The organism is Bacillus marasmi (genome assembly GCF_902168435.1).
GTDB lineage: Bacteria > Bacillota > Bacilli > Bacillales > Cytobacillaceae > Bacillus_BU > Bacillus_BU marasmi.
In genome coordinates this window covers 149,272-175,880 of sequence record NZ_LR656175.1, presented here as the reverse complement: position 1 = coordinate 175,880, position 26,609 = coordinate 149,272, and the positions used below count along the sequence as shown (strand labels likewise).

The window sequence follows — 26,609 nt, the reverse complement described above, 5'->3', positions numbered from 1 at the left end:
TTTATTACAAAGGGGGATTTTTTTCAGTAGTACTCAATATTAGTTTCGAATCAAGTAATCAAAAGCACCTAATGCCGCAGTTGCACCTGATCCCATTGAAATGATGATTTGATTATAAGGACTGTCAGTACAATCTCCCGCAGCAAATACTCCAGGAATAGTTGTAGCTCCACTTTTATCGACGATGATTTCGCCAATTCGATTACGTTCGAGTGAACCCTCTAACCAATCAGTGTTAGGTACAAGTCCGATTTGGACAAATACACCTGCTAATTCAATATGATGTTCCGTGCCTGTTTCACGTTCAATATAAGTAATACCATCTACTTTATCAATACCGGTAATTTCCTTTGTTTGAGCATTTTTAATAACTGTCACATTTGGAAGGCTATAAAGGCGTTTTTGTAAAACTTCATCCGCTTTAAGCTCTGGCATAAATTCAAGAACAGTTACATGCTTTACAATTCCTGCAAGGTCAATCGCAGCTTCAATTCCAGAGTTACCACCGCCAATAACAGCAACATCTCTGCCTTCAAATAATGGACCATCACAGTGCGGACAATAGGCTACACCTTTATTTTTAAACTTTTGTTCACCAGGAACGTTCACATTACGCCAACGTGCACCAGTTGAGATGATGACGGTCTTACTTTTAAGAATCGCACCACTTTCGAGTTCAACCTCAATGAAGTCCTTCTTTTCTAATTTCTTCGCACGTTGTAGGTTCATGACATCGATATCATATTCCTTAACATGCTCTTCGAGAGCAGCTGCAAGCTTTGGACCTTCAGTATTTTTCACACTGATAAAGTTTTCGATGCTTAGCGTATCTAAAATTTGACCGCCAAAACGCTCAGCCACAATTCCTGTCCGGATCCCTTTACGAGCAGAATAGATAGCTGCACTTGATCCAGCAGGACCGCCACCAATGACAAGGACATCGTACGGGTCTTTATCGGAAAGTGCTTCTGCACTTGGACCTTCCCCCAACTTTGAAAGAATTTCTTCAATTGACATACGACCATTGCCAAAAGGCTCGCTATTAAGATAAACAGACGGAACGGCTAAGATATCTTTTCTATCAACTTCCTCTTTGTATGCTGCACCGTCAATCATTGTGTGGGAAATAGTAGGATTTAACACACACATAATGTTCAGAGCTTGTACAACGTCAGGGCAGTTGTGGCAGGTTAAACTAACATAGGTTTCAAAGTGATATTCACCGTCAATATTTTTAATTTGATCAATGACACTTTGATCCACTTTTGGTGCTCGTCCGCTCACTTGGAGAAGGGCTAACACTAATGAAGTAAATTCATGTCCTAATGGGACACCAGCAAATGTAATACCAGTATCTTCGCCAACACGGTTTACACTAAAGCTTGGTGTTCTTGGTAAATCAGCTTTCTCCATTTTTATTTTAGATGACATAGAGGCTAGTTCTTCAACTAGCTCTAACATCTCGTTTGAAATTTTATCGGTACCTGCATTAACCTTAAGGACGATATCATTCTCAAGTAGTTGTAGGTACTGATTTAGTTGGGATTTAATTTCTGCATCAAGTGCCATTTATAATCGATCTCCTTAAATTTTACCTACTAAATCAAGGCTTGGCTTAAGTGTTTCGCTTCCTTCTTGCCATTTAGCTGGGCAAACTTCACCTGGATTATTGCGTACATATTGCGCTGCTTTAATTTTGTTGATGAGAGTGCTCGCGTCACGACCAATTCCGCCTGCATTAATTTCAACAGCTTGGATCACACCATCAGGGTCAATAATAAATGTACCGCGGTCTGCAGCTCCTTCCTCTTCAATGAGCACATCAAAGTGACGGGAGAGAACATGTGCAGGGTCACCAATCATAGCATAAGTAAGTTTGCCAATTGCTTCTGATGTATCGTGCCATGCTTTATGTGTAAAATGGGAATCTCTTGATACAGAGAAAACTTCTACTCCTAGTTCTTGAAGGGCAGGATATTGATTTTGAAGGTCCTCCAGTTCAGTTGGGCAAACAAAGGTAAAGTCTGCTGGATAGAAGCAAACAACAGTCCAATGTCCTTTGAAATCTTGTTCCGATACTTCGATAAATTCTCCATTTTTATAAGCTTGTGCTTTGAATGGTTGTACTTCTTTTCCAATAAGAGACATAATAAACGATTCCTCCCAAATTTTAATATTCTTCCAATTCCTTAATAGTTTAACCAAGTCTAGAGTAAGATATATCCAATTTTGAGATTTGTTCCACGTGAAACAAATAGGGTACAAAAAACCCAATAATACAATTAATGTTTATTTAAATACTTCAATTTACGGAAAGTATGATAAATGTAACAAAACACTATTTTTATATGTCTAATTAATTGAGCTGTAATATTCATTGTAGAAATTAAGAATTTTAGGAGGAAGAGAGTGTACAAGAAAATATGGCTTGTAATTTTATCAATCATTTTTGGTTTGACACTGATTTCTGTATTACTCATAAAAATAGAATCAGAAAAAAATGATCCATTACCACCTGAAAATGTCGGTCATTCTGATGCAGACAGAGTTAGTGGAAAAATCACTATACCAAATCAAAGCGATCCTTCAATAGCTATTCGTAATCTTATTGATAATATGAGTATGGATGAAAAAATAGGACAGATGACTTTTGCGGGCATCTCAGGCACAGAACCGGATTCACTTGCAGAACGATTAGTAACTGATTATAAAGTTGGCGGGATAATTTTTAATAAGAAAAACATGGACAGCCCAGTCCAAACAGTAGATTATATCAATTCTCTTAAGCTGAAGAATCAGAACAATAAGCTACCTTTATTTTTTGGTATTGACCAAGAAGGTGGGAGAATATCAAAGCTGCCTGGAGGCTTAATAAATCTACCTACCAATATCGAAATTGGTAAGCTAAACAACCCGTCATTCTCCTTTGAAATAGGAAGTGTTCTTGCAAAACTAGTAAGTGCCTATGGTTTTAATATTAATTTTGCCCCAGTACTAGACGTCAATAGTAATCCTGAAAATCCAATCATTGGAGACCGTTCATTTGGCAAAACCACAAAACTTGTTAGTGAATTAGGAATTCAGACGTTGAAAGGACTCCAGTCAGAGAGAATTATCGCGACAATAAAGCATTTTCCAGGTCATGGAGATACCTCTGTTGATTCCCATTTGGAATTGCCAACAGTGAATAAATCACTTAAAGAACTTGAAAAGCTCGAGTTAATTCCATTTAATCGCGCTGTTAATGAAGGAGCTGATATGGTGATGATTGCACATATCATGCTGCCGAAAATTGATCAAGATTATCCATCATCACTATCCAAAGCTGTTATTACTGAGCTTTTAAGAAACAAAATAGGGTATGATGGTGTAATTATTACTGATGATATGACAATGAAGGCCATTACAGGTAACTTTGATATTGGAAGTGCTGCGGTTGAGTCGATAAAAGCAGGCAGCGATATAATCATGGTAGCTCATGATTACGAGAAAATGATTAAAGTGATTTCCACATTGAAAAAGGCTGTTGAGGATGGAGAAATATCAGAAGAAAGAATTGATGAAAGTGTTACAAGAATACTCCAGTTAAAAGAAAAATATGAATTAGATGATACATTGACTGAAAAGGTCAATATCAGTAAGCTTAATAATCTTATCAAATCTGTTTTGGATAAGTATCATGTAGAACCTTACCAAAAAAGCCTGAATTAGCTATGACTATTAAAATAACCCAAGCAAAAGCTGTTCAATTGATTAGCAATTTACGTTATAATGTAGAGCTAAAGGGGGTGCTTACAGATGGAGAATCACATAAGATTGTCTGGTACTTCTTCCACTCATGCAAAGCCTATTATTGGAAAGGCGATACTTTGCATGGGGCGAAACATTTAATACATCGCTGAAAAGTCTTTTCTAATATTTTGGCTTTGCACCTTATTTTCAAAAACAAAATAAGGAGCGGGCAAAAATGAAATATATTAATGCAAATAAAGTTTTACCAGATAAGTTAATTATGGAAATCCAAAAGTACGTTCAGGGGGAAACGCTCTACATTCCTAAGCAAGAGACAAAGTATCAAAAATGGGGTACTTCGAGTGGCGCAAGAAAGATGCTTGATCGACGCAATGAGGCCATTAGAAATTCGTTTTATCGTGGCAGCAGTATTGGGCAGCTTGCTGAGGAATACTTCCTTTCAACTGAAACGATTAAGAAAATAGTGTATTCACATAAAAAGTAAGGGAACCGCACTGGTGTTATCATCAGTGCGGTTTTTTGAAGAAAACCCTCACTGATGGAAGTTTCACTTTATGTAAAAAACGTTTATAAGTCATTATCTCCATTTTAGAAGTTTGCTGAACTGTATATGATAGTGTAGAAGGAAGGTAGTATCGTGATTGGAGATTGAGTGATGAAGGAAAATTTCATAAAAAATGAACAGTTAAATTTTATAAAAAAGCAGATTGCTTTAATTAAAGAAAGTGCTAAAAGTAACGTACCTCAAAACGTATTGGCTGCTGTAATTGATTTAGCCAATGCTAAAATTCTAGACCTTTTCCCAAATGCGACAAAGGAACAGCAAGAAATGTTGGACCTTTCTAAACCTAAAACAGAAAACGAGTACGAGCAATATATTCAGCGACTGTCGGAATATATGCTGCCTTTTCCAAAAATCACTGAGCAGCAGCTGAAAAAAATGTTTCCGAAGCAAAAAAAATTAAAACTGCCTGATTTAACACAGATAGACCATAGTCAACTAACCTATTTAAGCTGGAACGACCTGAGATCTAATAAGAAATTTATCGTATTTGAGTTAGATGGGAATATGGTCGGTATTGAATGTGAGTTTACATCAAATAGTAAAAAAAATGTATGTTCTATCTGTCATGGCATGGGTGAAGTTGTCTATTTCTCTACTGTAACAAAAGCGAAAAAGGCGAGGAACCCAGATTATTATAAGGCCATCGGCAATCTGATCTGCGCAGACAGCAGTGAATGTAATAAAAAAATAACCAATGTCGAGTACTTAACAACCTTTTTAAAAGAATCATTGGGAAGTTGATAAAATGAAGTGAAGCAAACAACCATTTGTGTTGGTTATTAATATTTGAATATGAATGTTAGGGAGCCTGTTTATCGTAAAGATAATCAGGCTCCTTTTATGTTTAATAATTTAAAAAAGGCGAAAGTATTGTAAAAAGGTGAATAAGCTTTAAAAAAGGGGGTGCAAGCCAGAGTATGAGTTATGTTAATGAAATCCCATAATTTTGGTAACGTTTTCATCGTCAGTTGCTATCGATATGCTACGCATGAATTAAATAATGTGCTGTTACTACTTCATTAATTTGTTTAAAGAGAAAATCAGAATAATAGGAGGTCAATACACAATGGAAAACCGACCACAGTGGGGGTCTCGTGCAGGGTTTATTTTAGCAGCTGCAGGTTCTGCGATTGGTTTAGGGAATATATGGCGTTTTCCGGCCGTTGCCTATGAAAATGGTGGCGGAGCATTCTTCTTACCATATTTATTTGCCTTATTGACCGCGGGTATTCCGCTTTTAATTATGGAATTCACCATTGGTCACAAGTACCGAGGGTCAGCTCCATTGTCATTAGCACGAATCAGTAGAAAGTATGAATGGATAGGATGGTGGCAATTAGGAATTTCATTCGTTATTTCCGTCTATTATGCCGCTATCATTGCTTGGGCTATGTCTTATTCTATTTTTTCGCTTAAATTAAGCTGGGGGGACGATACTGAGGGATTTTTATTTGGTGAATATTTAAAATTAGCAGAAACACCAGGCGAATTCGGCAGTTTGGTGCCAGGAGTACTAATTCCTCTTATTATTGTCTGGGTGATTACATTAGGAGTGTTGTTTAAGGGAGTTAAAAAAGGTATTGAGGTTGCTAATAAAATCATGTTACCTGCACTTTTTGTATTATTTTTAATTATAGTAATTCGTGCGATAACTTTAGATGGAGCTATCACAGGACTTAATGCCTTTTTTAAGCCTAATTGGGATGTGATTTTCGACGGTAAAGTATGGGTGGCAGCCTATGGCCAAATATTCTTTAGTTTATCAATTGGCTTTGCAATTATGGTAACGTACTCTAGCTATCTTCCGAAGAAATCAGATATTACTAATAATGCCTTTATAACCGGCTTTGCAAATTCTGGTTTTGAACTATTAGCCGGAATTGGTGTGTTTAGTATCCTTGGATTTATGGCTTTGCAGCAAGGGGTTGGCGTGGATGAAGTGGTATCTGGTGGTGTTGGCCTAGCCTTTGTTGTCTTCCCGCAAATTATCAATCAGTTTCCAGCCTTTAATGAATTTTTTGGATTCCTATTTTTTGGATCATTAGTGTTAGCGGGGTTAACATCGCTAATCTCGATTGTCGAAACATTCGTTGCCGGTGTTCAGGATAAATTCAACGTATCCCGCACTAAATCTGTATTAGTTGGTGGTGGCTTAGCAGCGATTATTTCGATTATGTTTGCTACAAAAGGTGGCTTATACTTCTTAGACGTAGCCGATTATTTCATCAATAATTTTGGTGTTGCATTAGCTGGATTAATAGAGGTAATTGCTATTGCCTGGTTTGCGAGAGAACTGAAAAACCTACAGCAGCATGCAAACTCTGTCTCAGACATAAAGCTTGGTGCTTGGTGGAGAATCTGTTTAAGTGTTATTACACCAATTATTTTAGGGTATATGATGTTTGATAATCTTAAAACAAACATAGCTGAAAACTATGGTGGATTTGAGACATGGTTTGTTACGGCATATGGTTGGGCTGTTGCAGTTGGCGTTATTTTGCTGGGAATTATATTCTCACTGATAAAATGGAAAAAATCCAATCTTGATATGAATGAGAGCGAGGAGGTTTCAGAATAATGGACGGAAGTGCGATTACTATGATGGTTATTGGAATCGTTGTTATTTGGGGCGGCCTGGCAGGAAGTATCGTGAATGCTATTTCAAAGTCTAAACAAAAATAAACTTTCGCTAGGAGAATGATAGGATGTTGGGATTTGTCTTTATTGGGCAAATCCCTTTTGCATGTTTTTAAAATGTTTTATATTATTAGGAAAAAACATAACTTGAGGAAATAAGCAAGACTTAAGTTTAAGGTGAGGGGAAATTATGGGGCAACCACAGCTGAAAAAATTATCGCATGAAAACAATCAGAAGTCTTTTTTTCGAGATTTTACAAGCCAAAATGTAAGTTCGGGATTAATCTCCTTTACCTTAATCATGACAGGCCCCGCATTAATTATTCTCCAAGCAGCTGCTGCCGGGCAGTTTTCTAATCAACAAACAATCAATTGGATTTTTTCTGTGTATTTCTTTGGTGGTTTATTTGGGATTATCCTTCCATTTTTGTTTAAAATCCCAATTACTGGAGGTCACTCTATTTCAGGAGTCGCCTTTTTAGCAACAGTTACAGCACAGTTTACATATTCGCAGTTAATTGGCGGATACCTCATGTCAGGTCTATTGATTCTGCTAATTGGATTATCAGGATTATTTACGAAAATGATTAAATGGGTTCCAAAAGAAATCATTTCGGCTATGTTAGCTGGTCTAGTAACCAATTACGTTGTTCAGCTCGTACAAGGTGTGGAGGCATTACCATTAGTAGGTGGTGCAGCCTTGTTTAGCTTTTTTATCAGCACGAGAATATCAAAAAAAATACCTGCCGTTATGATTGCAGTTGTTGTTGCATTTATTTTTTTATTTTTAACACAAGAAATCAATTTAGCCTCAAAAGGGATACCGTGGGAGCTCCCCTCAATTGCAATGCCGGAATTCACGTGGATGGGATTAGTAACACTGGCTATACCACTAGCTTTGTTAATTTTAAGCAATGATGTGGCTACTGGAATTGGGGCATTGGAAAGCGCCGATTTTGAACCTCCGATCCGTAAAATTGTTTCACTAAGTGGTGTTTTTTCAGTTATTGCTAGCATCTTTGGCGGGCAATGTTCAAATATCGCCGGAATGATGACGGCAATCTGTTCAAACTCGGATGCTGGAAAAAAATCAAAGCGCTATATCGCTTCAATGGTATCAGGAATTTTGACAGTATTATTTGGAATATTTGCATGGAAAATAGTCCCGTTTATTCAGGCATTGCCGCAAGCATTCGTAGCAATGCTAGCCGGTTTTTCGTTAATTGGTGTGCTTTTATCTAGTTTGCAAATGGGCTTCTCTAATAATAAATATCGACTAAGTTCACTATTTGCATTTCTTATCCCATTATCACAAATCTCTTTCTTGCATATTAGTGCTCCAGTGTGGGGCTTGATAGTTGGGGCAATTATTGCTAAAACAGTAGAAAAGTAGAATAGAAAATTTTTTTAGTGAATCCCCATTCTTTGCTGAATGGTAATGTTAATAAGTTTTGTTTGTATATTACTGGTTATAAGTGAAAATAGTACTTGATGAAAATTCTGAAAATAATGGTATAATGAAATTTGTATTAGGGGGTAAAAATCCTGTTTAAAAGTTGAATAAAGAGGAGAAAAGACATTCAGCTTTTAAATAGCTTTTAACTATTATATAATAGTAAATAAATATTTTAATATTTAGATAACAGTGATACACTTATAAAAGGTTATTATTGATCCAGAAAAGATGTGTGAATTGGTTTTGGGCCTAGCTTACTGCAAGCGCCTTTGTAGGAGCACATACATCCTTTCTGCAAATCTTAGAATATAGGGATGGGAAAAATGAGCAACAGACAAACTAAAACAGATGTTATCTTGATTGGTGCTGGAATCATGAGTGCCACTTTGGGGTCACTGCTGAAGGAATTAGTTCCAGACTGGAAAATTAAAGTGTTTGAAAAGCTCGCAACATCAGGGGAAGAAAGCTCTAACGAATGGAATAATGCGGGAACGGGACATGCAGCACTATGTGAGCTTAACTACACTAGTGAAAAACAGGATGGATCTATTGATATTAGCAAGGCTATCAGCATTAATGAACAGTTCCAAGTTTCAATGCAGTTTTGGTCTTATCTTGTAAAAAGTAATCTGATTCAAAATCCAGAAGACTTCATCATGCCATTACCTCATATGAGTTTAGTGCAAGGGGAAACAAATGTTGAGTTTTTGAAGAAGCGTTTTCAAGCGCTTTCAAACAATCCGCTCTTTCAAGGAATGGAATTTTCAGAAGACCATGATAAATTAATGGACTGGATTCCACTTATTATGAAAGATCGCCCAGCAAATGAACCAATAGCTGCTACAAAAATTGACACTGGTACAGATGTCAACTTTGGTGCGTTAACGCGTATGTTGTTTGACCACTTAAAGAATAATGATGTCGAAATCAATTACCAACATAGTGTTGATAATATCAAACGTACTAGTGATGGTTCATGGGAATTAAAAATCCGCAACCTTGAAACAGGCAACGTTGAACTTCATACTGCAAAGTTCGTCTTTATTGGCGGAGGCGGCGGAAGTCTGCACTTATTGCAAAAAACGGGTATTCCTGAAAGCAAACATATTGGCGGATTCCCTGTTAGTGGTATTTTCATGGTATGTAACAATCCAGAAGTTGTTGAACAGCATCATGCGAAAGTATACGGAAAAGCTAAGGTTGGTGCTCCACCAATGTCTGTTCCGCATCTTGATACTCGCTTTATTGATAATAAAAAATCGTTGCTATTTGGACCATTTGCCGGTTTCTCACCTAAGTTTTTAAAGAACGGCTCTATGATGGATTTAATCACATCTATTAAGTCTGATAATCTATTAACTATGTTAGCTGCAGGCGCAAAAGAGATGGCATTAACTAAATATCTCATTCAGCAAGTTATGTTATCAAAAGAACAACGTATGGAAGAACTACGTGAATTTATCCCAACTGCTAAGAGTGAGGATTGGGATTTAGTCGTAGCTGGTCAACGTGTACAAGTTATTAAAGATACTCCATCTGGCAAAGGAACACTTCAATTTGGTACCGAAGTTATTACTGCTGCTGATGGTTCTGTTGCAGCATTGCTTGGTGCTTCACCAGGTGCCTCAACTGCTGTTCACGTTATGCTAGAGGTCATTAAAAAATGCTTCCCAGGACAATTAAAAGAATGGGAGCCAAAAATAAAAGAAATGATTCCGTCATTTGGCGAATCATTACTGAAAAATCCAGCTCTATTACAAGAAGTCAAAACATCGACTTCAGAGGTACTAGGCTTAGCAGGCAAACAACAAGAAGAGAAAGTACCAGAATTGGTTTAATGATAAAATAAGAAGATCCCTACGCTTCATGCGAGGGATCTTTTTGTATTTGTTTACATAAGAGATTTTTCTTAAGGAGGGCAATGTTTCATGTGAAACATTTTTCTTTTTGAACGCTATTTTCCAATTATATACACTGTTGTATAAAGCAGAGGGATGGTTAAGGTGCAAAGTAGGGTCGTTAAAAGTACCCCCAATGTGGCAAAATGAAGATCTCCACCATATTGTTTTGCATAAAGAAAAATTGTGGGTGCTGAGGGCATTCCAGAAACGAGCACGGCAATTAAAAGCAAGGAACTGGGAACGTCCACAAGGGAAAACGGCAGTAGTAGTGCTGGAATAATCAGAAGCCTGAGTAAGACAATCTTCCATAATTGTATATTTTTCAGTTGTGCTGTAACCTCCTTTAATTCAATATTGGCAATTAACATGCCAATCATCATCATCGATAGCGGTATAGTCATTTTACCAACAAGCTCAAGAGCTGATGAAATAGTTATCGACCAACTAATCGGCAATAACAATATACCTAAGCCAATTAATGTAGAAATAATGCCAGGGTTAAATATGATATTTTTCCAGTTGATAAACCCCTTATTTTTACTAAAAAGGAAGATGCCGTATGTCCAAATAAGAATCAAATAATAGACATTATATAAGGTTAAATAGAATACACCTTGTTCACCAAGTACAATATAGCTAATGGCGTAGCCGATAAAGCCTTGATTACCGAATATGATCAATCCTTCAAAAACTGATTTTTGTGGTATTAATAAATCTTTGTGTCTACTCAACCACATTGCGAGAAAAATAGAAATAGTAAGAACGTAAACAGACATCGAAACGAGCCACAGAAAATCAATGACAATGTCCATTGAAAACGATGCATCTAATGTATATAGGATAAGGGCAGGTAAAGTAATATTGAGCAACAGTTGGGTAATAACTGTGGTAGCATGCTCGTTCATCACTCCGATTCTCCTCATAATGAAACCTAACAGTGCAATACTGTAAAGGACCAACATTTCCTGAATAAAAACTGCAGTATTCATACTATCCCCCCACCACTACAGTATGTGAAGTAAGCACTACTGGTTAATCAGTTGTGAAAACGTGTGACAAACCGATGAACTTTCGTGAATAGACGCTGTTTTTTAGAGAAAATGGAAAGAGAGTATAATAATCTATATAAAAAAAGTGTGAACTTTAAATGAATCTAATTAATAAATGGAAATCTTCCTAAAATACATTGATTAATTGAAGTAGTATAAATGATTTCTAATATACTTTCTCGATTTCTGATGTGATATGCTCGACTTTTAAAGATTTATGCTCGGCTTTTTGAAATATATGCTCGGCTTTTAAAATTTTATGCTCAACTTTAATATCGGAACACAAAGATATGCTCAGTCGAAAGAGTATTTGCCCAGTTGAATGCGTATTTGCTCACCTTAATCAAGAATTGCTCGGTGTAGCACTGATATGCTCAACTTTAACTTTAACTTTAATTTCAACTTCAACTTCATCTTCGACCTCGCCATCGCTATTATGTGCTAAAACAATAAGAAAATCTTAAGATTTGCATCAGGAGTTTGTTAAGATTTAATTGATATCATTCCTTTAGAAGATAAGCTTAAGGGGTGATGAATGATAAAAAGTCAATTTAGGAGTGAGTTCCATGAACATATTGGTTTGTGATGATGATAAAGCGATTGTTGATGCAATTGGAATTTATTTAGAAAACGAAGGCTATCAAGTTTTTAAGGTGTTTGATGGCCTTGAGGCCTTGCAAATTGTCGAACAAAAAGAACTTCACTTAATCATTATGGATATCATGATGCCAAAGCTTGATGGTATTAGAGCAACAGCGAAGATTAGAGAGGAACATAATATCCCGCTCATCATGCTCTCTGCCAAATCAGAGGATACCGATAAAATTCTAGGACTAAACTTGGGCGCGGATGACTACATTACGAAGCCGTTTAACCCACTCGAGCTCATTGCGAGGGTTAAATCGCAGCTAAGAAGGTACACAACCTTTGGCGGAATGGAAACAAAAAGCAATGTGTATAAAACTGGAGGACTCGAGATTGACGATGAAACAAAAACCATCACGGTCGATGGTGAAAGTGTTCATCTGACGCCGGTCCAATATAAAATACTAAAGCTGTTGACGGCGAACGCAGGTAGAGTTTTTTCGATTGAGGAAATTTATGAAAAAGTTTGGAATGAACCATCATTTAACCCGGAAAATACGGTAACTGTTCATATCCGTAAAATCAGGGAAAAAATCGAAATCAATCCGCGCGAGCCAAAATATTTGAAGGTGGTGTGGGGAGTTGGCTACAAAGTCGAGAAGTTATAGCCATTCAATAATTATAAAAGTTGTGGTTTTCATGATCATGATTACCTGTTTCTCGTTATTACTAAAACAAATTATTGAAGTTGAAGTGAAAAATGATGGTGATTTCGGCGTTATTTTTGAAGAGAACTATTTTCAAAGTGATGCCATCGTTCGTGAAAATGAGCTGCTAATTAGTGAGTTAACATGGTTAATTACTAATTATAAGAGTGAAGAGCATATCTTAAGCGGGGCTACAATCGATGAGGGTGAATTAAGAGCTGCGGAAGATGAATTGTATTTTCAGTTTCAAGGAAATTCCAGGAGTTATAACCCCCAATTAGCAGATGGAGAAAACCGTCAAGTGTTTAACGAAGAATATGCTGAAAAAATTAAACAGGCTAAGGATCAATTAATCAAAGAGGATTTGAAAGAATATCACCGTCTGCTTCAAAATATTAAGGAATACAAAAATCCACTGTACTTTGCCAGTGATGGGGTCAATGAGTTTTCTAATACAACCAAAAAAGAAAAGAATCAATTTAAGGACTATCCAGCGTATCTATTATTTGATCAATATCAACACGAGTTTTATCCGCAGAAGCTGAACGATAACAGGGAAGTATACCGATTTATTGATACAAAGGATTCCATGATAACGGATGATACGGTAGTGTATATTGGCTTTACTGATAAGTTTCTCAATCAACAAATAAATGAATGGGAAAAGGATCAAGCTGAGGTTAAGGACAGCTTAGTTGTTTTATTTGCATATTTGGCCGGTTTCCTAGCAGCCTTTATCTATCTTGTTATTGTCATCGGCCGAGATTCGTTTAAGGATGAAAAGTTACACTTAAATACTCTAGATCATTTATTTAATGATATCAATTTAGCTATCTGCTTTGGTCTAATTGTATTATGGGTGGCCATGCTTGAAAATACTTTTCCTAATTTGGATTATATCATTCCAATCTCACTTCCAATTGCAGCACTAGGGTTTCTGCTAATCATGACACTTGTTAAGCATGTGAAAAATAGAAGCCTGTTCAAGCATTCGTTATTATACTGGCTATTTGCAAAGCTTGTTGGGTTTGTCGGTCAAGTGTACAAAGGTGGAAATATTGCCGTTAAAACGGTGCTAATCGTAGTCGGCTATCCATTAGTAGTGGCGGCAACATTCTTTATTTTTCCGATTACACTTGGTGTGGCAGCTTGGTTCGCTATGAAAAAAATCAAGACCTTTAATGCAATCAAAGCTGGGGTCGAGAGAATCAAGAATGGTGATTCCTATCATCGAATTGAAGTCGAAGGAAAAGGTGAATTTGCTGACCTTGCCGAAAATATTAACTCAATTTCCGATGGTCTAAAGAATGCTGTTCATAATGAGCTAAAAAGTGAGCGACTCAAAACAGAGCTTATCACGAATGTATCACACGATATCCGAACACCATTAACCTCAATTATCACGTATGTGGACTTATTAAAGCAGGAAAAAGATCCTGCAAAAGTGGACGAGTATATAGAAGTGCTTGTTCAAAAATCGAATCGCTTAAAGGTATTAACGGATGATTTATTTGAAGCAGCGAAAGCATCAAGTGGTAATATACCAGTTCATCTTGAGCGGATTGATGTAGAATCATTAATTACCCAAGGCTTAGGCGAAATGAACGATAAGATTGAGGATTTAGGTTTGCAGTTTAAGCTTAATCATCCTAACGATAAGGTTTATGTCAGTGCGGATGGGAAGTTGCTGTGGAGATCAATTGAAAACCTGCTTTCCAATATCTTCAAATATGCACTTGGGAATTCTAGGGTTTACGTCGATATTGAGGATTTAGGAAATGAAGTTCGTCTTTCTTTTAAAAATATTTCAGCTTACGAGTTAAATATTTCTGAGGAAGAATTAATGGAACGGTTTAAGCGTGGAGATGAGGCACGCTCAAGCCAAGGCAGTGGCTTAGGCTTATCGATTGCCAAAAGTTTAATTGAAAATCAACATGGCAAATTTGAGATTCAAATTGATGGAGATTTGTTTAAGGCAATGATTACTCTACCAAAATATAACTAGAGAAATACCTTTCCAGTCAATAATATAAAGCCAAAAAATAAGGGAATCCCAGTCATCAATTGGGATTCCCTTATTATGTTTACGGTTTACCAGTTTGTATGAAATGTCCCCGGTCTATCGTTACGTTCATAAGTATGTGCTCCAAAATAGTCACGCTGTGCTTGTACTAGGCTGGCGTTTGAGTTGCCAGTTCGATAGCTATCATAATAGGCTAACGAAGCACTTAAACAAGGGAATGAAATACCATTAACAATCCCTTCACAGACTACTTTACGTAAACCAGGCTGATACTCTTTCACTTTTTCTGAGAAATAAGGAGAGAGTAATAGATTTACTAGCTGCGGATCCTTTTGATAGCACTCGCTAATGGTGTTTAAAAATTCAGCCCTGATAATACAGCCACCGCGGAAAATGAGGGCAATATCCTGTAACGGTAGGTCCCATCCATATGTTTCTGCAGCTGTTTTATATTGCGAAAATCCTTGAGTGTAGGCACAAATTTTCCCCAAATATAATGCTTGTCTAACATTCTCAATCCAAGTAGATCGATCAAGGGCGACCTGCTCCATTTCTGGACCGGCCAAAATATCCGCTGCAACGATTCGTTCTTCTTTTAATGAAGAAAGATAACGCGCAAACAATGACTCTGTAATGATGGATGCAGGGACCCCGTTATCAATTGCTTGGATGCTTGTCCATTTCCCTGTTCCTTTTTGGCCTGTTTTGTCTAAGATCACATCAATAAGCGGTAAGCCTGTTATTTCATCCTTTTTTCGTAAAATCTCTGTTGTGATTTCAATTAAATAGCTTTTTAGCTCACCTTGGTTCCATTCATCAAAAATATCAGCAATCTCAAGAATAGATAGATTAAGTCGATTTCTTAAGAAAGTATACGCTTCTGTAATTAGCTGCATATCAGCATATTCGATTCCGTTGTGGACCATTTTAACAAAATGACCGGCCCCTTTAGGACCTAAATAAACACAACATGGGTCTTGTTCTACTTGGGCGGCAATTTTAGTGAAGATGGGAGCCACTTTTTCATACACTTCTTGATCACCGCCGGGCATAATCGATGGTCCGTTTAGTGCGCCAACTTCACCACCTGATATACCAATTCCTAGATAACCAATACCTTTTGCTTTTAATTCATCATAACGGCGTTCCGTATCAAGAAAATGTGAATTGCCGCCATCCATGATGATGTCATTTGCTTCAAGATGTGGAAGTAATAGATTAATAACTGAATCAATAGCCTTCCCAGCTGTAACCATTAGAAAAATCTTTCTAGGGGCCTCTAACGACTGAACAAACTCATGAATGTCGTAATAAGCGCGGAACGATTTACCTTCGTTATTTTTAACAAAAAGATCAGTTAAATCTCTTGTATAGTTATAAACGGCAACCTGTTCACCTTTATTGGCCATATTTAACGCAATATTGCTCCCCATGACACCTAATCCAATTACACCAATTGTATTGATCATTTCACCTGCTCCTTATGTTAAAGTAAAAGGCAGTGAAACCCTCATCTATTTCCTGAAAAATGTCAGGGATAAGAGAGGACTTTACTGCCTTTAGTTCTGCATCAAATTAAACGAATAAGCTTAATAATAGAATAAATCCAAGTCCTGCTACAGAAATAATCGTTTCGAGTAAAGTCCATGTTGCAAACGTTTCTTTCATGCTTAGGCCAAAATACTCTTTAAACATCCAGAAACCTGCATCGTTAACGTGAGAGGCAATTAAGCTTCCAGCTCCGGTTGCTAATACAACTAAGGCGAGGTTAACATCTGATTGACCTAACATTGGAATCACTAAACCAGCAGTAGTTAAAGCAGCTACAGTAGCTGAGCCAAGTGAGATTCGCAAGATTGCTGCGATAATCCAAGCGAGTAGGATAGGTGAAAGGGAAGTTCCCTTAAAAATTTCTGCAACGTAGTCACCTACACCACCGTCAATTAATACTTGTTTGAAGGCACCGCCGCCTCCGATAATTAACAGCATCATTCCTATATGAGTAATGGCAGTTGTACAAGAATTCATGACTTCTTTAATTGGGATTTTTCTAGCAATCCCCATTGTATAAACGGCAACTAATAAAGAAATTAACATCGAAGTTCCTGCTTCACCAATAAAACGAATCGCTGCGAGCAAGCTATTATCTTCAAATCCGATTGTTTTTTGGAGCAAAGTAATAACAGTCGCAATCGACATTAAAATAACAGGTAGTAAAGAAGTGAAAACGCTGATACCAAAGCCAGGAGTATCTTCAAGCTTGAACACCTTTTGTTCACCTAAAGAAGCAATATTACCAGTTTTGTTGAATGAAGCGGGTACTAGTTTCTTGGCAATTTTGGTAAAAATCGGTCCAGCTATAATGACGGTTGGAACAGCGATGATGAAGCCATAAAGTAATACTTCGCCAATATTTGCCCCATACTCACCGGCAATAACAGTTGGTCCTGGATGCGGCGGTAGGAAACCATGTGTAACAGATAAAGCGGCTGTCATCGGAATTCCGAGATATAAAATAGAAATCTTTAATTCTTTTGAAATAGCAAATACGATTGGAATCAATAAAACTAAGCCAACTTCGAAAAATAAAGCAATACCGATAATAAATGAAGCAGCAACGACTGCCCATTGAATATTCTTTTCACCAAATTTATTAACAAGCGTTGTCGCAATCCGTTGTGCTCCACCAGAGTCTGCGATTAATTTCCCTAACATCGCACCGAGTCCAAAAATAAGCGCGATATGGCCGAGTGTTCCGCCCAAACCTGCTTCGATGGTTTTGACAATTGCATCAAGCGGCATTCCGAGAGCTAACGCAACTCCAAATGAGACAATAATTAATGAGATAAACGTGTTTAATTTTAGCCCCATGATTAAAACGAGTAGTGCAATAATGCCAAGGGCAACTATAAATAATGGCATGTGATTTCCCCCTAAAGTAATTCTAGTTGTGTTTAATTAAACTTCTTTGATAGTTTGCAATGCGGGTATAATCTTCTTCTAAATTCCTCGATAAATGAATAAAAATTGGCAATAATTCTCGATATTCCTTAACGGCTTCTTGTTGTGGCGTATGCTTGAGGGTGCTGCCAATCATTTCGCCTGCCACTTCAAAGGAGTCAATTTTCCCAATAGCATATAACCCCAATAAACACGCACCAAGACAAGAGCTTTCATAGCTTTCTGGAACTACGACTTCCGATTCAAAGATATCTGACATCATTTGCCGCCAGACATTTGAGCGGGCAAAGCCGCCAGTTGCCTGAATCCTTGTTACTGGACCATCCATGCATTCAGTTAATGCGAGGAATACAGTGTATAGATTGTAAATGACACCTTCTAATGCGGCGCGAATCATGTGTTCCTTTTTATGTGATAGAGTTAATCCGAAAAATGAACCACGTACATCTGGGTTCCATAATGGAGCACGTTCACCTGCTAAATATGGATGGAATAGTAATCCATCAGCACCTGGTCTCACGCGTTCAGCGATTTTCGTTAAAACTTCATACGGGTCAATTCCTAATCGTTTTGCTGTTTCAACTTCAGCGGATGCAAATTCATCTCGAATCCAGCGCAGCACCATGCCACCATTGTTCACTGGACCGCCAATAACCCAGTGTTTTTCCGTCAAGGCATAACAAAAGATTCTTCCTTTGTCATCCGTTTGTGGTCGGTCGATGATGGTACGAATCGCACCGCTTGTCCCAATCGTTACGGCAATTTCACCTTTTCGAATCGCGTTTACGCCAAGATTGGACAGTACACCATCACTTGCGCCTATGATGAATGGAGTTTGTGGATCAATACCAATTTGCTTTGCTAGTTCTGTATTGCAGTTGCTAAAGCTTTTTGTAGTTGGAACTAACTCTGATAACTGATCCTTTGAGATTCCAGCGATAGTTAACGCTTCCTCATCCCAATCTAATGCGGTAAGGTTCATCATTCCCATTGCTGAAGCCAAGGAGTAATCAACGACATATTGGTCAAAGAACTTTTTGAAGACATATTCTTTAATACCAATGTATTTTTTGGTTTTCTCGGCAATCTCAGGTCGTTCATTTACAATCCACGTGATTTTGCTTAGTGGTGACATCGGGTGAATCGGGGTCCCCGTACGTTTATAAACCTCGTGACCATTTAATTCATGTTTGATTTTATGGGCCCAAGCTTCACTTCGATTATCAGCCCAGGTAATACATGGTGTTAATGGTTGGTCATTTTCATCCATGGCAATAACGCTATGCATCGCACTACTAAACGAAATAAACAAAAGCTGCTTTTGGGAATGCTGCTTCATAATATTAGAGATTGCTTGTAAAACCGCTTGATAAATTTCATCCGGGTTTTGTTCAGCTGTTGAGATATCCGGTGTGTAAAGGGGATATCCGATATTTTCAGTTTGAATGACTTCACCTTTTTCAGTGAATAGTACGGCCTTTGTGCTAGTCGTACCAATGTCAATTCCCAACATGTAATTAGTCATCTTGTTGCTCAACACCTTTCGAGAGCATTTGTTGTGACAGCCATAAGTCTTCAACCTTGTCTTGTACATCATCGAAATTTTGATGTAAGGACTGAATCATAAGCTGCCGATCCTTTGTTCTAATAGCATCAATATATAGCTCATGATTTGTAATAATCCTTGCAAAGTCATCGTATTTGTCCTGGAAACGAACCCGCATAGACAATAGGATGAAACTTTCCATAACAGGTTTTAAGTTATTCCAAATCATCATGACATACGAATGATCTATGGCACGGATGATTGTTTCATGAAACAAAACATCTTGAAACGAAAACTCATCTGCATCTCGATATTTGATTGCGACTTTCATCATTTCTAAAATTTTATTTAACTCGTTTGTTAATTGGGATACATCAATTCTAACTAATCGTTCAAATACAAACGTTTCTATTAGTAAACGCACATCGTAGATTTCCTTCACTTCCTTTTCGGATAATCCAATCACGATTGCACCCATTCTTTCTAATCGGATAATATTTTCAGCTGCAAGAGCTTTAAGTGCTTCACGGATAGGCGAGCGACTAACGGCAAAGTCCGCAGCTAATTTATTTTCAGATAAGGTGGTACCGCTTTCAATCATTCCAGAAATAATTCGCATTCTAAGCTCACAAGCAATGCGATCTCCAGTAGATGCTTTTGAAAGCCACTTTTTTGGATATAAAAATTCATTTGTGTTAGACATATATCCACCTCTTTATATTCAAGTATACTTGTATACAAGTATTTTAATATAATTTTTAGATTTTGCAAACGCTTTAACTCAAGAAATTTTTGGCAGGTAATAAATGAAGGTTTTTTCTCCTAATGCTTGTACTTTCCTCATTTACGCTATACGATTATTCATAAAATAATATTGTTTGAAATTTCAGTTGATTTGTGAGAGGTGTATATGAAGCCATTTTTAATTATTACCCAAATAATCTATTCATTAAGTCTGCTACCTTGGTACGTCATTTGGATGATGTCGTTTATGAGTTTTGATAGTGGAATTGGTTTTGGAAATTCCGCATTCGTGTTAGTGATAACATTGTATCCAGTAGCGATTATTATTTGTTCGTTGATTGCGTGGAAGTTACGAGGAGGAAATACGCGATTGGCGGTAATAATCAATTTAGTACCACTATTATGGGTTGCGGCATTCTGCGGATTCATGATTTTCGTATAGTGGGAAGTTAGTAAGTTGGAGATTGTTTTTGAGTTTTAAGTAAGTTGTGCAAAAACTTGATTTGGTGTGCATATATGTCGTTTGACGTTCATAAACACAATTTCTTGTGCATAAAAGTAGCTCAATCTTAAAAAGTCGTGCATATATTTGAAAAGTCGTGCATATATCCAAAAAGTTGTATCATATAATTTTTCAAATGAAGCATATACACAAAATGTTGTGCATATACCAACTTTTGTGTGCAAATAGTACCTGGTCAACCGGCTTATGATGTGCTTTTAAGCGAAAACTAACCGATTTTTTCTGAAAAAATGACCTGATTTAAGAAAAATCAAGAAGTATTAGCTCAATTTTTTCAAGAAAACATATAAAGGTTTCTAAAAACCAAAAAAAAGAGGCTGGGACAAAAGTATTTCAGCTAAACAAAAAACCGAACTATCATGCGAAATTCTACTTTGAATTTCCTAATAGTTCGATTTTCTTATTCCTATTTACTATAGAGCTACCCTGAAATAAATGTGGATTGGATCACACATTAAGTGCAGTTTTTTTGCTTGAGGGTTTGTTAACCCGAATGTTGATTTCCTTGTGTTTGAAAATAAGCGGAGGAATTACGCTTATTTTGGAAAAGACCCATATTTCCCTTAGAATAACGGGAGTTTTTTCGCTTATTTCATAAAAATCGATTGATTTTATCTTTTGGGGAGTAGTTAAGCGGAAAATCTACTCTTATTTTAGCTCATTTAGCCCCCCTTACATACAATAAGAGGAAATTCTACTCTTATTTAGATTCTCATACCTACATGAAAATCAACACTGAACTTTAATATAGTCCTGCATAAAAATCATTTAGTTCTGTCCCAGCTTCTTACTTTTTAAAATCGACTATTTAACTGCTGCTGCTAAAACACCATCATATTCTATTTCTGCTTCATCAATAGATAAATGAAGTATGGTGCACCGATGATCGCTACCATGATTCCGGCTGGTAAGCCATCGGGCTCAACTAAATTACGTCCGACTGTATCAGCGAATAACAGGAGCCAACCACCAATTAATATGGCAACAGGAATGAATAATTGGTTACGAGGACCGACCAATGCCTTCGCAATATGTGGAGATAATAAACCGATGAAGGCGATACCTCCTGTTACTGCAACTGCCGATGCTGCTAAGGCAACTGCCGTGAACAATAAGATGATTCGTTCTCTTTCGATTGAGAGGCCGACGCCAATCGACACAGGCTCGCTCAAGCCTAGCAAATTCAAACGGTTCGCTTTATATAAAGTAAACGGTATAAGAACGATTAACCAAGGTAGGAGCGCCCATATAAACGGCCAATCAGTGCCCCAAATGTTTCCCGCGAGCCATTTTGCGATAAAATCAACCTTTTCCCGGGGGGCTGATGAAATTAACACAACTGATACTCCAGCTAGGGCAAAGGCAAATCCGATACCTACTAAAACTAGACGAACAGGCTGCAGTCCAGTTTTACGGCTATAAGAGAACAAATAAATGAGGATGGTAGTAATCAATGCTCCAGCGAATGCAACAAGCGGGAGCAAGTATATAAGTGATCCAGGTTCAATTGGCGAGAAAAGAAAGAATATCGAGATGGCGACACCTGCGCCGTTATTTATTCCCATAACCCCAGGGTCAGCTAAATCGTTGCGTGTTAAGCCTTGTAAAATCGAGCCAGACAAAGCAAGTGCCATCCCAGCTAGTACAGTAATAATGATGCGAGGAAGGCGAATCGAAAACAGGATAAATTCCTCTTTAAAAGTCCCCTCACCGAATATTGTTGGAAGTATTCGGTCGTACGAAACCGACGAAAAACCTAAACCTAAGCTGACGAATATCGTTGTTATGATTAAAGTAAATAATAAAACAAGAATGATGCGTTGCTTTCTAATGATTGATGGATGAATCATGAGAATGCCTTCCCTCCTTTACGGACAATTAACAGGAAAAATGGCAATCCCATCGTCACGACGATGGCGGTAACTGGTGTTTCAAACGGAGCGTTTATCGTTCGCCCTAATGTATCAGCAAACAACATGAATGTTGCGCCAACAATTGCGGCCATCGGTATAATATAACGGTAATCCGTACCGACGATAGAACGGACGATATGTGGAATCATTAATCCGATAAATACCATATTTCCGACTAGGGCAACAGCTGCACCAGCTAATAAAATAATCGTGATAAACAGGATAATTTTTATTTTTGCGATATTTTGACCTAATCCAATCGCTACCTCTTCATTTAAGCTTAATACGGTGAGTTGCTTCGAGAACATAATCGCGATAATAATCCCAATGGTAATAAAGGGAACAATGATTTTGAGCTGGGTCCAAGAGGTTCCAATCATACCTCCAGCTGTCCACATTGACACATTCTTTGAGATTTTAAAATAAATTCCAACCCCTTCGGCAACCGCATAAAGGAAAGTGGAAACAGCCGTACCAGCAAGCACGATACGGATTGGTGAAAACCCACCTTTATTTAAGGCGCCAATGCCAAATACTAATAGCGTTCCAAGTGCAGCGCCAAAAAAGCAGGCAATCGTAATTCCAAAATAATTAATCGTAGGAATAAAGGCAATTGTAATCGCTAAAGTGGCATTTGCACCAGCAGTTAGACCAAGAATTCCTGGGTCTGCCAATGGATTTCGTGTTAAGCCTTGCATGATTGCACCAGCAACTGCTAAAGCGGCACCTACAAAAATGGCAGCAATTTCACGAGGTAAGCGGATTTCGCGGATGATTGAGAGCTTTTCTCCAGTTGCATTTGTTGAGAGCGCTTGCCAAACATCCTTGAAAGAAATATCGGCAGCACCAAAAATCATCGCCATGACAAACATAATCAAAAAGGCCATGATACTAACGATAAGTTTAATAATAAATGGGATGGAAGCTTGATTTTTCGTCATCTGTCTCATCTTTTCTTTCTTAGAATAGGGAAGAGGATGACAATGTCACCCTCTTTATGGGATTAATTTTCTAAAAATGATTTTTTAAAGAATTTCAGTTGCATTTCTAATGTAATTGGATCAGTGAAGGAAGCACCGTTACCATTCATCTCAAAGACTTGATTGTTTTTAACTGCTGGAATATTTTTGTAAGTTTCAGTTTCTTGGTATGAACTGTCGGCATCCTTATACTTACTTAAAATGATATAATCTCCAGCGTACTCAGGTAATACTTCAACTGACATCGCAAAATAGCCTGCATCTAAAGCAACTTGCTTAACCTTTTCAGGCATTTTTAATTTCATACCTGTATATAAAATTTCTGTTCCGCGGGCCCAGTTATCACCGAATACATAAATATCCTTGTCGAAGCTTTCAAAGACAGATACGGTAGCGTCTTCACCAATTTTGGCTCTAATTTCATCGCCAGCTTCAGCGACGCGTTTTTCGAAGTCATCTACCCAAGCTTGAGCTTCTTTTTCCTTGTTTAAAAGCTTACCAATCTCTACGTGCTGGGTTAAATAATCAACTTTACCCCAAGTATAGGTAACTGTTGGTGCAATCTTGCTTAATTTATCAAGGTTTTTAGCTGTAGATAATGCAATGATAAGATCTGGCTCAAGTTCAATGATTTTTTCAAGATTATCTTCTGAAACTTCTGCAACATCTTTTAACTCAGCTGCAAATTGCGGGCTATTTTTAGACCAAGTATCAGCACCTACAACATTGACACCTAAATCTAGTACGTTTCCAGCAAATCCAGATAGAAGGACAACTCTTTGTGGGTCAGCTGGTACTTCAATCGGGCCTGTTTCAGATTGATATGTGATAGTTTCTGCTTTTTTGTTTGCATCATCATTTGAGTTTTTTTCAGTATCAGTAGAATCATTGCTACATGCACTAATAATTAACAAGAGTACGATCATAAATGGAACTAATAGCTTTTTCATTTGTAGTTTCTCCTTTAATTAAGTTGTAAGTAAGACACATTGGTTTTTTCGTACGCGGATCGATTCCGATTTCGGCGTCAATATTAAATACTTTTTTCAAAACTTCATGATTAATGACTTCTTCGCATGCTCCTGCTTTGACAATTTCACCATTTTTTAAAGCAATGATATAGTCGGCAAAGCGAGCAGCTTGATTTAAATCATGAAGAACCATAACAATTGTACGTTGTTGCTCGTGATTTAGCTTTTGCAATAGCTCTAATACTTCGAGCTGGTGAGCCATGTCCAAGTACGTAGTTGGTTCATCTAGAAAAATAATTTCGGTTTCTTGTGCCAAGGCCATCGCAATCCAAACGCGCTGACGTTGTCCTCCAGATAAGGCATCAACAGGTCGGTATTTGAAGTCAATTGTCCCTGTAACCTCTAGTGCCCAATCAATTACTTCATAATCCTTTTTAGTTAATCGTCCGAATCCATTTTGATAAGGAAAACGACCATAGGATACAAGTTCACCGACAGTTAATCCACTTGCACTTTCTGGAGATTGCGGAAGGATTGCCATTTTTTTCGCAAGTAGCTTAGTATTCTCTTTCGTAATGTTTTTTCCATCTAATACAACAGAGCCAGATTGATGGGTGATGATTCGGGTAATCGCTTTTAACAAGGTTGATTTTCCACAACCGTTTGAACCAATAATCGTTGTAATTTGTTTATCTGGAATGCGAACACTAAGATTTTTAACGATTAACCGTTCCCCATAGCCAATGTTAAGATCATCTGTATATAGGCGAACCATATTAACCTCCTAAAATGTGTGAATGTTTATACTTGTCAGTGATAATGATTATCAATGTCGATAATTAAACTATATTATTCGACGTTTTTAAAGTCAATAAGTATTTTTACAATAAAAATGAGGCTTTTGTGAATAATGATTTTGAGTGTGAATTTTATTACAGAAAATTATTGGATACTATATTAATATAAAAATGGGGAGCTAGCACTTTTTGCGCTACATAGTATAATTTGCTTCAAACTCACCAATAAATTCATCTGAAGGATGACATATATGAAGGACCTTCATAGCTTTGCAAACTTAAAATATTACCGACTTTCGATAATCTTAATCATATTATTCATGTTTTCAGGGGTATATGTAGTATTTACGAGATCAAGTGCTATATCATTACAGTTTTATGTTCATTTAATTCTTGTTATGGCTTTGGCATTCTCGTTATGGGTGTATCCAAGACGTGAGTCGCTTATGATTAAAGCGACGATTACGATATTATCTATGATTTACTTTTATGCTCTGTTTATTATGTATCCAGAAACAACTTCTACATTTGTTTTATTGTGTTTAAGCCCTGGAATTGCGATATTATTTTTTGATCCAAGAGTTTTTTACTTCTCGCTTGGCCTAAATGTGCTAGGTCTTAGCTCTATCTTTTGCTATGTAAACTTTATTGATAAAGGGCAATCTTATTCAAATTTGTATAATGACTTAACTGGAAATGTATTGAACTCCTTGGCCAGTCAAGCAACGGTTTTTCTTATTTTTTTTATCATGAATTCCAGAATAAAAAAAATGCAAGTATATTATGAACAAATTCAACAGGCGGAACGATTGAAAACAACTGGTCAGCTTGTTGCTGCAGTAGCACATGAAATCAGGAACCCAATCACTGTTGTTAAGGGGTTTTTGCAGCTATTTAATGAGGACAAAGCTTTTGTTGAGAAACGGGAGCATTTTCGGTTAATGCTTGATGAGTTAAACATCGCAGAAACAGTAATTTCCGACTTTTTAACAATTGCAAAGGAAAAAGATACTAGAGATGCTACTCAGGTGATTAACGTTAAGCAATCATTGTATAGTGTAGTTGATTTAATCCAATCTTTTGCGTTAATAAATAATATTTCCATACAAATAGATATAAAAGAGGATAGCTACATCAATTGTAGTTTGATTGAATTTAAACAATTAATGATTAATTTACTAAAGAATGCAATAGAAGCCTCGCCATATGGCTCTACTGTTTCTGTTCAAGCAAAACAAAACAAGCTAACGGTCGATATCTCAATTACAGATTTCGGTTCAGGGATGACAGATGAGGAATTAAAGGTAATTGGCACCCCATTTTATTCGTTAAAAAGCAAAGGAACGGGCTTGGGCTTGATGATTTGCTTCAATATTATTGAAAAATATAACGGTGCAATTCGTTATAATAGTGAGATTGGTAAAGGAACAATGGTAACGGTAAGCTTTCCAGCTAAAATTGAACCGGATAATGGATAGCACAAAAAAAGAGGATAATT

22 protein-coding genes are annotated in these 26,609 nt (G+C 37.2%); 11 read left to right on the top strand and 11 right to left on the bottom strand.

Going from position 1 to position 26,609, the window contains the following annotated elements:
- Positions 1-39 precede the first annotated feature (39 nt).
- Both ahpF and ahpC read right to left on the bottom strand, forming a co-directional pair.
- On the bottom strand, positions 40-1,569 hold the full coding sequence (gene ahpF / locus FXW34_RS16495) for an alkyl hydroperoxide reductase subunit F (RefSeq protein ID WP_147535130.1): 1,530 nt from the start codon (positions 1,567-1,569) through the stop codon (positions 40-42).
- A 15-nt stretch (positions 1,570-1,584) separates the two neighbouring features.
- Positions 1,585-2,148: an alkyl hydroperoxide reductase subunit C gene (gene ahpC / locus FXW34_RS16490; protein WP_147535129.1), complete on the bottom strand. Its 564-nt coding sequence runs from the start codon at positions 2,146-2,148 to the stop codon at positions 1,585-1,587.
- A gap of 261 nt (positions 2,149-2,409) precedes the next feature.
- Here ahpC and nagZ point away from each other — a divergent pair, with 261 nt between their 5' ends.
- From nagZ to FXW34_RS16455, 7 genes are all read left to right on the top strand, one after another.
- The gene (gene nagZ / locus FXW34_RS16485) at positions 2,410-3,711 is read left to right on the top strand and encodes a beta-N-acetylhexosaminidase (protein ID WP_246141122.1); all 1,302 of its coding nucleotides are present in this window, start codon (positions 2,410-2,412) and stop codon (positions 3,709-3,711) included.
- A gap of 256 nt (positions 3,712-3,967) precedes the next feature.
- Positions 3,968-4,237 carry a CD3324 family protein gene (locus FXW34_RS16480; protein ID WP_147535127.1) on the top strand — a complete coding sequence of 90 codons (270 nt, stop codon included), beginning with the start codon at positions 3,968-3,970 and terminating at the stop codon, positions 4,235-4,237.
- A gap of 171 nt (positions 4,238-4,408) precedes the next feature.
- The gene (locus FXW34_RS16475; RefSeq protein ID WP_147535125.1) at positions 4,409-5,059 is read left to right on the top strand and encodes a FusB/FusC family EF-G-binding protein; all 651 of its coding nucleotides are present in this window, start codon (positions 4,409-4,411) and stop codon (positions 5,057-5,059) included.
- 325 nt (positions 5,060-5,384) lie between these two features.
- Positions 5,385-6,896 carry a sodium-dependent transporter gene (locus FXW34_RS16470; protein WP_147535123.1) on the top strand — a complete coding sequence of 504 codons (1,512 nt, stop codon included), beginning with the start codon at positions 5,385-5,387 and terminating at the stop codon, positions 6,894-6,896.
- Positions 6,896-7,000, top strand: a complete 105-nt coding sequence (locus FXW34_RS16465) for a methionine/alanine import family NSS transporter small subunit (RefSeq protein ID WP_147535122.1) — start codon at positions 6,896-6,898, stop codon at positions 6,998-7,000. Before FXW34_RS16470 ends, FXW34_RS16465 begins: the two co-directional genes overlap by 1 nt.
- A gap of 145 nt (positions 7,001-7,145) precedes the next feature.
- On the top strand, positions 7,146-8,348 hold the full coding sequence (locus tag FXW34_RS16460; protein ID WP_147535120.1) for a benzoate/H(+) symporter BenE family transporter: 1,203 nt from the start codon (positions 7,146-7,148) through the stop codon (positions 8,346-8,348).
- A gap of 386 nt (positions 8,349-8,734) precedes the next feature.
- The gene (locus FXW34_RS16455; protein ID WP_147535118.1) at positions 8,735-10,249 is read left to right on the top strand and encodes a malate:quinone oxidoreductase; all 1,515 of its coding nucleotides are present in this window, start codon (positions 8,735-8,737) and stop codon (positions 10,247-10,249) included.
- A gap of 116 nt (positions 10,250-10,365) precedes the next feature.
- Here the strand turns inward: FXW34_RS16455 and FXW34_RS16450 are convergent, their stop codons facing one another.
- Positions 10,366-11,301, bottom strand: a complete 936-nt coding sequence (locus FXW34_RS16450) for an AEC family transporter (RefSeq protein ID WP_147535116.1) — start codon at positions 11,299-11,301, stop codon at positions 10,366-10,368.
- 626 nt (positions 11,302-11,927) lie between these two features.
- On the opposite strand from FXW34_RS16450, the gene FXW34_RS16445 reads away from it, so the two are divergent.
- Together FXW34_RS16445 and FXW34_RS16440 are read left to right on the top strand one after the other, a co-directional pair.
- Positions 11,928-12,614 (top strand): response regulator transcription factor, encoded by a 687-nt coding sequence (locus FXW34_RS16445; RefSeq protein ID WP_147535115.1) that lies wholly within the window; start codon positions 11,928-11,930, stop codon positions 12,612-12,614.
- Positions 12,589-14,658, top strand: coding sequence for a HAMP domain-containing sensor histidine kinase (locus tag FXW34_RS16440; protein WP_147535114.1), 2,070 nt, complete (start codon positions 12,589-12,591; stop codon positions 14,656-14,658). The genes FXW34_RS16445 and FXW34_RS16440 overlap by 26 nt, the downstream gene beginning before the upstream one ends.
- Positions 14,659-14,744: 86 nt before the next feature.
- Here FXW34_RS16440 and gnd read toward each other — a convergent pair whose 3' ends face one another.
- The 4 genes from gnd to FXW34_RS16420 form a co-directional block, all read right to left on the bottom strand.
- Complete coding sequence (gene gnd / locus FXW34_RS16435; protein ID WP_147535113.1) at positions 14,745-16,145, bottom strand: decarboxylating NADP(+)-dependent phosphogluconate dehydrogenase; 1,401 nt, start codon at positions 16,143-16,145, stop codon at positions 14,745-14,747.
- A 106-nt stretch (positions 16,146-16,251) separates the two neighbouring features.
- The gene (locus FXW34_RS16430; RefSeq protein ID WP_147535112.1) at positions 16,252-17,598 is read right to left on the bottom strand and encodes a GntP family permease; all 1,347 of its coding nucleotides are present in this window, start codon (positions 17,596-17,598) and stop codon (positions 16,252-16,254) included.
- Between the two features lie 22 nt (positions 17,599-17,620).
- Positions 17,621-19,162: a gluconokinase gene (gene gntK / locus FXW34_RS16425; protein ID WP_147535111.1), complete on the bottom strand. Its 1,542-nt coding sequence runs from the start codon at positions 19,160-19,162 to the stop codon at positions 17,621-17,623.
- On the bottom strand, positions 19,155-19,886 hold the full coding sequence (locus FXW34_RS16420) for a GntR family transcriptional regulator (protein ID WP_147535109.1): 732 nt from the start codon (positions 19,884-19,886) through the stop codon (positions 19,155-19,157). Before FXW34_RS16420 ends, gntK begins: the two co-directional genes overlap by 8 nt.
- Positions 19,887-20,093: 207 nt before the next feature.
- Between FXW34_RS16420 and FXW34_RS16415 the strand changes: the two genes are divergently transcribed.
- Positions 20,094-20,369 carry a hypothetical protein gene (locus FXW34_RS16415; RefSeq protein WP_147535107.1) on the top strand — a complete coding sequence of 92 codons (276 nt, stop codon included), beginning with the start codon at positions 20,094-20,096 and terminating at the stop codon, positions 20,367-20,369.
- Positions 20,370-21,289: 920 nt separating this feature from the next.
- Here the strand turns inward: FXW34_RS16415 and FXW34_RS16410 are convergent.
- The 4 genes from FXW34_RS16410 to FXW34_RS16395 all read right to left on the bottom strand — a co-directional run bounded on the left by FXW34_RS16410 (position 21,290) and on the right by FXW34_RS16395 (position 25,089).
- Entirely contained in the window at positions 21,290-22,300 is a 1,011-nt protein-coding gene (locus FXW34_RS16410; protein WP_147535105.1) for a FecCD family ABC transporter permease, read from the bottom strand.
- Complete coding sequence (locus tag FXW34_RS16405; RefSeq protein WP_147535103.1) at positions 22,297-23,304, bottom strand: FecCD family ABC transporter permease; 1,008 nt, start codon at positions 23,302-23,304, stop codon at positions 22,297-22,299. Before FXW34_RS16405 ends, FXW34_RS16410 begins: the two co-directional genes overlap by 4 nt.
- 62 nt (positions 23,305-23,366) lie before the next feature.
- A complete protein-coding gene (locus FXW34_RS16400) occupies positions 23,367-24,293 on the bottom strand; it encodes an iron-hydroxamate ABC transporter substrate-binding protein (protein ID WP_147535102.1) in 927 nt (308 codons plus the stop codon).
- Positions 24,244-25,089: an ABC transporter ATP-binding protein gene (locus tag FXW34_RS16395; RefSeq protein ID WP_147535100.1), complete on the bottom strand. Its 846-nt coding sequence runs from the start codon at positions 25,087-25,089 to the stop codon at positions 24,244-24,246. The genes FXW34_RS16400 and FXW34_RS16395 overlap by 50 nt, the downstream gene beginning before the upstream one ends.
- 273 nt (positions 25,090-25,362) lie before the next feature.
- Here FXW34_RS16395 and FXW34_RS16390 point away from each other — a divergent pair, with 273 nt between their 5' ends.
- Positions 25,363-26,589: a sensor histidine kinase gene (locus tag FXW34_RS16390; protein WP_187118993.1), complete on the top strand. Its 1,227-nt coding sequence runs from the start codon at positions 25,363-25,365 to the stop codon at positions 26,587-26,589.
- Positions 26,590-26,609 lie beyond the last annotated feature (20 nt).